General features: G+C 41.3%; 3 protein-coding genes and 2 riboswitches. Of the genes, 2 read left to right on the plus strand and 1 reads right to left on the minus strand.

The window, feature by feature from the left end:
* Nucleotides 1-12: 12 nt before the first annotated feature.
* Nucleotides 13-152, minus strand: a riboswitch (glycine riboswitch).
* A 29-nt stretch (nt 153-181) separates the two neighbouring features.
* A riboswitch (glycine riboswitch) is annotated at nt 182-298 on the minus strand.
* Between the two features lie 465 nt (nt 299-763).
* Both ACH0AB_RS09210 and ruvB read left to right on the plus strand, forming a co-directional pair.
* A complete protein-coding gene (locus ACH0AB_RS09210) occupies nt 764-1,216 on the plus strand; it encodes a hypothetical protein (RefSeq protein ID WP_282849823.1) in 453 nt (150 codons plus the stop codon).
* A 94-nt stretch (nt 1,217-1,310) separates the two neighbouring features.
* Nucleotides 1,311-2,294, plus strand: coding sequence for a Holliday junction branch migration DNA helicase RuvB (gene ruvB, locus ACH0AB_RS09215; RefSeq protein ID WP_062331309.1), 984 nt, complete (start codon nt 1,311-1,313; stop codon nt 2,292-2,294).
* Nucleotides 2,295-2,385: 91 nt separating this feature from the next.
* Here ruvB and ACH0AB_RS09220 read toward each other — a convergent pair whose 3' ends face one another.
* Nucleotides 2,386-10,476, minus strand: coding sequence for a hypothetical protein (locus ACH0AB_RS09220; protein ID WP_406877981.1), 8,091 nt, complete (start codon nt 10,474-10,476; stop codon nt 2,386-2,388).
* Between the last annotated feature and the right edge of the window lie 289 nt (nt 10,477-10,765).

Raw genomic sequence — 10,765 nt, forward strand, 5'->3', positions numbered from 1 at the left:
TGTCGGTAGCTATCAGCCCTATCTGTCCTGTTACCTGAGATTTTCAATCGACTTATCAATTTCTTGTAGTATAGCTTATATTACACACAGACAAGTCAATCTTTTCCCCTTCGGTGGTATTGCAAAGCAATACACTCTCCAGATTTGTTATATTTTGATGCAGTGCATAACACTGCCAAAAATTACGATTCCAGTCCTTTGACCTGAGCGATTATAGGGTCTTTGCGCCTTCGGTGATGGTTTTGGTATTTCATAATTTGATGAAAAACAAAACAACATTCTCTCCTGAAATCTTCGGTTATTATGCTGGGTTTTTAACTTTTTGACAAGCAAATTTGCACAGATTTTATGACCGCCTGATGTTTTGGCAATACTGCATTATGAGGATTATTGTGTTATAGCAAATAAAGCCAAAAGCAAGTATGATTAAAGCGACTGATGAACATGAAACTTTAAGCAGTTAAATAAAGTTAAAGTGTTTAAATAAGGTGCTTAAATAATTTTTGTGGTTTTGGGTTAAAATATTGCGCGCTGACCCCATTAAAAGCAGAATAATTTAGCCTTTAACATTTTGAATATCTTTGCATATTAATGCCAACTACCAAAATTTGTTAACAGTCATCATGGACATAGACGCTAACCTAGCTGATTTCATTAGCTAATTACATTGGCTGATTAACAATGGGTAGATGAGCTGAGTTTTACCTTATTTTTTACCTTATAAAGATGGCATGATAACAGGAATAAAATAACGATGGACTTGATGAATATTTCGTTGGTAGGCATTTTAACCAGTTTGGCCATGGGTGGCGCGTTGCCTGATGATAGCAAAACCCAACAGCAAGTGGCGCAAGTGTCGACTCATATTTTGCCAAATATCGCAGGACAGTGGCAGCTACGTCTTGATAAAACCGACGCTGCGCAGCCAAATTGCCAAGAGCGGTATAATTTTGGGCGCGATCAGCAATTTATCGGTTCAAGTGGTCAAGAGTTTACGTACGGCAAATACTTGTACGCCGACACAGGCCATGGCTTACCCGCACTAGCGATTCAAACCCAATATGATAACAATGCAACAGACTGTTCTGGCAATCGCGTTGACCAGACGGGCGATATTTTGGTCGCTTATGTGAAACAGCAAGGCGAGCAGATGCAGTGGTGCAAGGACAGTCAAGGCACCCAATGTGCGATGACATTGTACCGTGTGTTACCCTAAATTTTTCTGCTTTTTCTCTGTACATCCCATAGCACTGGCAAGATTTGCCAGTGCTATTATTCCTGTTAAAACTTGCAACTAGTGTTAAATACTTATGATTCCACCTTTTTCAAGTGCCAATTCGCAGCAACGTCTGATTAGTCCGATGGGGCGCTCAGAAGACCAGAATGACAATAATATCCGTCCAGCGTTACTCGCTGAATATATCGGTCAGCCTGTGGTCAAAGAACAAATGGGCGTGTTTATTAACGCGGCATTATCGAGAAAAGAAGCGCTCGACCATACCTTGATATTTGGACCGCCTGGACTGGGTAAAACCACACTCGCCAACATTATCGCCCGTGAGATGGGCGGTAATCTGCGCTCAACGTCTGGTCCTGTGCTTGAACGCGCGGGTGATTTGGCAGCGATGCTGACCAATCTAGAGCCTGGTGATGTGCTGTTTATTGATGAGATTCACCGTTTAAGCCCAATGATTGAAGAAATCTTGTATCCTGCGATGGAAGATTTTCAGCTTGATATTATGATTGGCGAAGGACCTGCTGCACGCTCCATAAAGCTTGATTTACCGCCTTTTACTTTGGTGGCTGCGACCACGCGCGCAGGATTATTGACCTCGCCACTGCGAGACCGTTTTGGCATTGTACAGCGATTGGAGTTTTATAATGTGGAGGACTTAACGACCATTGTCACAAGATCGGCTGGATTGCTTAATGTGCCTATGACCAAAGAAGGGGCAGTGGAAGTCGCTAGACGTTCGCGCGGTACACCGCGCATTGCCAATCGGTTGCTACGCCGCGTACGTGACTATGCCCAAGTTAAAGGCGATGGCACCGTCACCGCTGAAATTGCGCATAGCGCACTCGATATGCTCGCAGTTGATAAACGCGGGCTTGATAATCTTGATAGACGATATCTTGAAATGTTAGAAGAGCGTTTTAATGGCGGTCCTGCGGGGGTGGAGTCGATTGCGGCGGCTTTGGCGGAAGATAGAGGCACGCTTGAGGATGTGATTGAGCCGTATCTGATTCAGCAAGGCTATATCGTACGCACCGCACGGGGGCGGATGTTGACTTAGTTTTTTGAATTTTTGCTAATAAAAAACCCCTTACATCGTGTAAGGGGTTTTTGTTTTTCAAAGATTAATAGACCAATTATTAGTTGCTAGCTTAGAATGAGCAGTAAGGTGACATAGTAGCACTCACCAAAGTACCAAATGGACTGAGGAGATTCGGTCTGATACCTTTGTTATCTTCGGTAATCACATCATCATCTAACACAGGTAGGTTAATATCACGTTCTTGAGAGAACTCACTACCATCAACTTTTGTCGTCACTCGAACCGTCGCTGTCATCCACTCGGCATATTCTTTACCATAGCGGATGCTAAAGTCTAGCTTACCCGTGGCATCGGTTTTGACAGTTTGGGTGCTAAGAATTTGCGTACCGTTCGGTGCTAACACGGTTATTGGATTTAATGGTGTGAGCATACCATCACCGTTATAGTCTTCAGAAATAGCAAAATCTAACTTACCATTGTTATTTAAATCTTCTCCAGCATCGAGCTGACCGTTGCCATTTAAATCTTCACTATAAACGAAATCTAACTTACCATTGTTATTTAAATCTTCTCCAGCATCGAGCTGGCCGTTGCCATTTAAATCTTCACTTCTATCTAAAGTAGCATTACCATTAAAGTCTTCTGAAAGACAGCTGAAAAATCCATTGATTGTACTACCACCCATAAAGGATTGTCTTATCCATTTTGCAGGTTGTTCTGGAATAGCATCCTTACCAACTGTGGTAATGGCGCCTGTCGTTGGATCTTTAACTTCAGGAATAGCAGCCACACCTGGTACTTTAGCGATAAATTTCCATAATCCTACCCCATACGTTTTTGGCACAATCGAGATGGATACTTCTTGATTCACTGCAGGTTGCCCAATGCTATTATTAATAAAGATGGATCCCGCGCGGATATAATAGATATTATCTGCAGTAGGTGCTACTTTATCGGCAAAGGCAAAGCCAATCCATGCAGAGAAGTTTTGCACGGTAAAGCTGACATCTTGTGGTTGGTAAGTTGGTGTTGTAGAAATTGGTAAAAGTTGGTTATTTAACTTAACGTACTGAACGCGAGACTGTACTTTTACGCCATTTACTGGTGTTGGTGTAGCACCTGCAAAATAGCTTATGATTGCATTACCTGCCTCATCTGTAACTGCTGTGCCAGTGGATAGCTTGCCACTTGAAGCATCCTGAAGTAGTGTAAAGTCAACGATGGCATTTTTGACAGGCGCATCTTTGTTATCTCGAACTGTGGCAATGATTTTGGTTTCGCCATTGGTACTGACAGTGGTATTGATAACTTGAGTTAATACTTTAGCTACCTTATCAGTGATAAAGGTGATATTTTTCTCCAGTTGTTTAGTGCCATTATACTCAACAGTTAGTGTAGCCACGCCTGGAGAAATTGAGCTTAAGTTGTTAAATATTGCCTTACCACCTTGAGCAGTTGTTGAAACACGGTTTTCATTATTTGAGCCAAGTGTACCTTTATTGGTAGTTAAATAAATGATTGTATCATTAGCCACGGTATCAGGTAGGTCAATGGTGATGGTAGCTGGTGTGTCAACTTTTACTTCATTACCTACAATACCATTTTGTGTAACAATTAGGCTTAAATTACTTGCTGTCACTTTTGTTAATGAGCCTAAATTATAGGGTTGAGAGACAAGATTTGGATTATTAGCATCGATGATTCTAGCTTGTAAATTGAAATTAGTTGTAGCAGTTGTCAGTTGTGAACCGTTTAAGGTAAAAGTAAATTTGCCATTGGAATCAGTATTTACCATCGGAACAGTCAACGCCGCACCGTCTTTTAATAGCTGAATCGATTGATTGGCGATAGGGCGACCATTACCATCGACAGCCACACCAGATACAGTGATAGTATCAGTCAGGCTATCAGTAATCACCGACTTGGAGATGAAACCATCTTTGATAGTCGTACCTGTAACGCTGAAATCAATGGTTTGCTCGGCTTGCTGATAAACGCCATCATTAACAATGACTTTAATTTTAGCCGTATGGTCTAATTTTGAAATTAAACCGATGTCACTTTGAATGACATTAACTTGTACATAACCGTTGGCATCTGTGACAAGATTAGATGATTTGTCAAAAGTAATCCCTTTATCAAGACCTTCAGCAATTTGTATTTGAACAGGAATGCCCGCTTTAATACCACCTTTGGTATCTGTTACTTTGATGCCTAAAGTAGTAGTATCGGTGGCTGTTCTAAGCGTTGTTTTTGATGGGCTAACAAATAGCTTGTAGGCTTCAGTATTGGCATTGCTCGTCGCACCGCGTAACGTGGTGGTAGCTGCTGATGTGCCAGACTGGGCGTAGATAACTACACCGTTTTGCAAGGCAGTCGTTGCCTTGGCAAGGTCTTTGATTTCAACTTCAATGGTTGCTTCACCATTGGCGTTGGTATTGACAACCGCACCTGTGTTATTGACCAGGCCAGAATCCGTTGGAACTTTGAAGCTGACTTGCGCATTTGGCACGACGGCGCCGTTTTTATCTATTGCAAGTGCTGTGACTTTGACTTTTGAGCCAACAGCCAATTGAATTGCTGAATCACTGGTTAATAGCAATGAGTTGACGCTATTGGCCGTGATCGCTTCTTGGGTTCTTAAGGTGACCGTTGAGCTAGTGATAGCACCGGCAGTTGCCTTAAATGATAGACCACTGGTTTGTAGATAATATTTTTGGTCTGGGGTGAGCGCACCGACTTTTAAAGTTAATACCGCTTCACCATTGGCATTGGTGGTTGCCTGAAGTGGAGTGGTATTAGTTATACCCGTTGCAGCTGCCGCATCCAATAGCGTAAAGCTAACTGGCATGTTCGCTAGGCTGAAATTTTTGGCATCACGCACTTGGGCAGTCACGTTGATTGTATCACCATTATTGGTAGTTAGCGTATTAACATCTGTAACCAAATTGACTTCAGCAATGTCATTCACCGTCGGTTGTGGGGCGGTTTTGGTAAGAGGTACATTGAGTGTTTGTGTTACATTACCGTTAGATACGGCTGTTACCATATAGCCACTTGCAATCAATTTTTCCGCTTTGGTTGGGTCTATCACACGTAAACGGATATAAGCAGTACCCTTAGGGATAATTACCGCTCGCTCGCCAATCATCGGCTCTACAGGTGCAGCGACTTCACTGGTCAATACCGTCGAAGGCGATAAGCTCACAATGCCAGTGGTTGTTGGGTCTGGTAGGTTGAATGTAACAGGCGCATTGGTAACAGCACCGTTTTGGGCATCGACTGTGTGAGCCATCACAATGAACTCATTGCCTTGGCTCAATACGACTGGCGTATTTGGGAAATTCTCTAAGACCACTTTATCAATGCTCACTTCATTGACGGCTTTGGCTTTTAGAGTGATTTCACCTACAGCGCCACTTGGGGCAGTGACTTTAACTTTTAGACCATTTTGTAGATAGGCTTTTTGGCTAGCGGTTAATAAGTTTTTGACTTCTAAATCGATACTGGCTTCGCCTTTTTCGTCCGTTTTCACGGTTGTACCCGTAATATTAAAGACATTAGTCAACGCTGGATCTGGAATACTAAATGTCAAATCACTTGCAGCGACGCCGCCAAAGTTACCATTCAATGCAGAAGCAGTCACATGGACTTTAGAGCCTGCCATCATCAAAATATCATCTCTATCAGCGGTGACAGCGATAGAGGTAATGACGCTATCAATCCCTGCATCTCTGGCAGTGAGTTTAATCGGATTAATTTTGGTGCCATTTGGTACTGTCGCGTTGACTACTAAACCATTGGTAAGTAGATAATTACGTTGGGTTTTTGATAAAGAGTCAATACGTAGCTTGATAACGGCTTTGCCTTGCGTATCGGTAGTAACCGTTGACCCTGATAAATTAGCAATACCCGTTGATTCCAACCCTGGCAATGAGAAAGTGACAGGTACTTTGCTCAATGGACCCTGATTGGCATCTGCTACCGACGCAGTAATATCAAAGGTAGTACCCACGGTCAAATCGAAAATATTATTAGATAAACTACTACTCAATGCACCTTGTTTGACTAACGCAATATTAGCTTCGACTGGCACTGCTGAAGGATCGATGCCTTTTAAGGTGATATTACCTTTAACGTCAGCTGGAGTCGTGTTCATGGTATTCTTAGATAGCGCTTGGATGCTGATACCGTTTTGAATCAGGTAATCTTTGGCAGCTGTCGATTTGACTTCTAGCTCAATAGTGGCTTCACCACTGGCATTAGTGGTGATATTTGATGTATCAGAAACTGCATACACACCCGATACGGATGGGTTAGTTAGCAGATTGAATTCAACAGGTGCCCCGCCAATACCAGTATTATTACCATTGAGTACTGACGCAGTCACAGTGAAGCGTTCGCCAATTTTGATATTAAATGGATTAACGGGTGAGGTTAATTTGACCGATTTGACATCAAGGCGTTTGACACTGGTATCCACGCCTTTTAATGTTAAGGCAGGTGCAGCTTTACCGTTAGATGTGGCATTGATGGTAAAACCGTTAAGTAATGCTTGTTTTTGCGCATCTGTAAGCGATTTTACCTCTAAAGTAATAACCGCTTCACCCTTATCATCTGTTAATACCGTAGAAGCGGATAAACTGGCTACACCTGTATCTGCAAAGCTTGGCAGAGTAAACGTGACAGGCGTGTTTTTAACCACACCTTTTTGGTCGTCTAATACAGTAGCGACCACTTTAACTTGGCTACCAATGGTTAAAGGAATATTTGAGCCTGTTAGATTAACTGTGCTTACCGATACTTCATTGGCCGCTTTGGCAGCAAGATTAATAACACCTTGTCGACCATTTTGTGCGGCTACAGTCACATTTAAACCATTTAAAAGTGCCGCTTTCTGAGCATCAGTCAAGGTTGTTTTAACTTCAAGGTCAATAATGGCTTCGCCTTTGTCATCAGTAGTAACGGTAGAGCCGCTTAAATTAAAGACACCTGTTAATGCTGGATTTGGAATATTGACGGTTAGGTTTTGGCCTTTAATCCCACCGAAATTCTTGTCAAGTGCAACAGCGGTGACACGTACACGACTACCTGCCGCCATAATAATATTGTTGGAATCAGCCGTAACTGAAATTGAATCAATTGTATTATCAGGCGTCATAACGTTTTTAGCAGAGAGCTGTAGCGGTGAAATTACTGTACCATTAGGCACTGCGGCTTTAACTGTCAAGCCATTGGTAAGTATATAGTTACGTTGGTCTGCAGACAATGATTTAATTTCAAGATTAATGATTGCTTCACCATTGGCATTCGTGACGATGGTAGAACCTGACAGATTAGCGATACCTGTTTTATCTAAATCAGGTAAGGTAAAACTAACAGGTACACCATCTAATTTGCCATTGTTAGCATCTGCGATGGATGCTGTGATTGACAGCTTATTCCCTACCGTCAGATCAAATGGGTTCACGCTAGATACCAATAAAGCTTTACTGACTTTAGCAATATTGGCACTTAACGTTGGATCGGTGCCAAGAATAGTTTTCTTGCCGCTGATATCAGCAGGTGGATTATTTAACGTGTTTTTAGCAATCGCAGTGATAGTTACGCCATCAGTTAACAGTAATTGCTTAGCGGCTTCTGACTTAACTTCAAGCTCAATAGTCGCTTCACCATTTACGTTAGTAATAACATTGGTCGTATCAGAGACAGCATAAACACCAGTCAAACTAGGATTGTCAATAGTAAACTCAACAGGAGCGCCACCTATACCTGTATTGTTAGCACCTAATACAGATGCAGTAACCGTAAATCGCTCTCCTGTTTTGATATTAAATTTACTGATAGGGCTTGATAAATTGACTGCTTTTACATCAAAGCGCTTGATAGTATCCATGCCTGTTAAAGTAAGCGCAGGTGCCACTTTACCATTGGCAGTGGCATTAATGGTAAAGCCTTTTAATAAGTTGGCTCTTTGGGTATCAGTCAGCGACTGAACTTGCAATGTAATAATAGCCTGACCCTTATCATCGGTAATAATGGTTGATGGCGACAAACTTGTCACACCATAATCCGCTAAAGATGGTAGGCTAAAAGTTACTGGTGAGTTGGCAATGGTACCGTTTTGTGCATCGCTCACATTAGCAGTAACTGTGAACTGGCTACCCACAGATAGGGGAATATTGGTGACATTGGAAGTTAAGTTAACATTTGAAACTACGACATCATTGACTGCTTTTGCCGATAATTTGATTTGACTAGTTTTGCCATTGGCGGCAGTGATATCAACTACCAAACCATTAGCCAGTGCCTGTTTTTGTGCAGCAGTTAAGGCAGATTTGATTTGCAGGTTAAAAATCGCTTCGCCTTTTGAATCAGTGGTAATCGTTGAGCCTGTAATATTGTACACGCCCGTAGCTGATGGGTCTGGAATTTTAACCGTTAAAGTTTGATTCGCCAATCCACCAAAATTTTTGTCCAGTGCGATGGCAGTGACTTTTACAGTGCTACCCGCTGTCATCAAAATATTATCGCTATCTGCTACGACTGAAACACTTTCAACCGTAACAGGAAGGGTGGAAGATTGTTTCGCTGATAATTTTATAGGTGCAACACTAGTACCATTAGCAACTGATGCGTTAACAGTTAAACCATTACTCATTAAGTAACTACGTTGAGTTGCATTAAGAGAGGTAAGGGACAAATTAATAGTGGCCTTGCCTTGGGCATCAGTGGTGACTGTTGAGCCCGACAAATTAGCGATACCCGTTTGATCTAGTCCAGGTAAGGTAAATGTCACTGGTACGTTAGCTAACGCACCTTGAGATGCATCTAACACATTGGCAGTCACAGTAAAGGTATTACCGACTGTTAAATCAAACTCGTTGTTAGTAAGACTAGAAGAAAGACCGACTTTTGAAACCTTAGTAATATTTTCATTAAATGCGGGGTCTTTACCCAAGATATTTAATTTATTTGTTACATCAACAGGGCTAGTGCCGGTCGTATTTTTTGCAGTGGCTGTGATATTAATGCCCTGTGACAATAGTTTGGCTTTAGCAGCTTCAGATTTTACTTCCAGTTCAATGGTCGCCTCGCCACTGGCATTTGTTACAACATTAGAGGTATCAGAGACCGCATAAACACCTGTCATACTTGGGTCATCAAGTTTAAATTGGACAGGTACACCACCTAGACCAGTGTTTAGACTATTTAACACTGAAGCAGTAACTGTGAATTTTTCACCAACTTGTACATTAAAGTTGGGCTTTGGTGTCGTTAGATTGACCTTTTGCACATCTAGCTTAGTCGTCGTATTACCTTGCTCGACTCCCTTTAAATTAATAGTATTAGATGCAACACTACCTGTTCTCGCAGTTGAGTTGATAGTTAATCCAGTATTTAACAAATAACTTATTTGTTCATTTGACAAAGATTTGAGCTCTAACTCTAAATTTGCTTCGCCTCTGTCATTGGTTAACACACTTAAATTACTATTAGCAAAAATACCACTAAGAACTGAATTTCCAATATTAAAATCGATGGTCGTGTTCGGAATGATATTATTGTCTTTATCCACTGCTAATGCCGTAACATTAATTTTCGTACCTTTTACCAACGCAATATTTTGGCTATCGCTAATTAATAATAAATTACTGACAGTCACGGTAGGGGTTGTGATATTAACATCGGTGCCTTTGAGGGTTTTACTTGTTGAAACTTTACCTACTGTGGTAGTCACAACCAAACCATTTTGTTTTAAATAGTTTTTTTGATCATTGCTCAAAGACTTAATATCAAGTTTGATAACCGCTTTACCCGTGTCATCAGTGATTAAATTTGGACTAATTCCACTAAACACGCCTGTTACGCTTGGGTCTGTAATTTGAACGCTTACCGGTACACTAGCAACACCGATATTGTTACTGTTTAAGGCGTACACAGTTAACTCTACACTATCGCCAACATTCATATAAAAATCAGAACTGGTACTGACTAATTGAACTTTCTTCACACTGGCAAGATTGGTCGTAGTGGTCGAATCTGTACCGGTGCTTGGGTTAGTCACACTGACCGTACCTGTTTTTACAGGCGGCGGCAATGTATCATTACCGCCACCACCGCCACAACCAGCGAGGGCAAGTGCGGTCGTTAATGCAGAGAGTTGAAAGGATTTGATTAGGTTGGTAGAGATAGCCATAAAGTTATCCTAGAGAAAGTAAGTAAGGCTGCTAAATAAATCGAGAGAGATAAATAGAATCAGAAAAAATTACCAATTTTTCGATGAGCAGAAAATGTTACGTAATTGATGCTAAAATATAATTTTTGATGTTGTGTACTTTACTAAGTTTGCACAAAAGTTACAACAAATTCTAATCATAATTTGATGAATTTAATCGAATTGAAATTATAGGCTGTGGTCTAAAAAGTATGCTCACTATACCCAGCCATAATTGACATAATGAAACAGTAAATCAAAAGCCTTAAAA

This window comes from Moraxella sp. 179-F 1C4 NHS, assembly GCF_045370505.1.
GTDB classification, from domain to species: domain Bacteria; phylum Pseudomonadota; class Gammaproteobacteria; order Pseudomonadales; family Moraxellaceae; genus Faucicola; species Faucicola tetraodonis.

Excerpts from the sequence above, each read along its gene's own strand:
- ACH0AB_RS09220 (WP_406877981.1), bottom strand. The coding sequence starts at position 10,476 with ATGGCTATCTCTACCAACCTAATCAAATCCTTTCAACTCTCTGCATTA.
- ACH0AB_RS09210 (WP_282849823.1), top strand. The coding sequence starts at position 764 with ATGAATATTTCGTTGGTAGGCATTTTAACCAGTTTGGCCATGGGTGGC.
- ruvB (WP_062331309.1), top strand. The coding sequence starts at position 1,311 with ATGATTCCACCTTTTTCAAGTGCCAATTCGCAGCAACGTCTGATTAGT.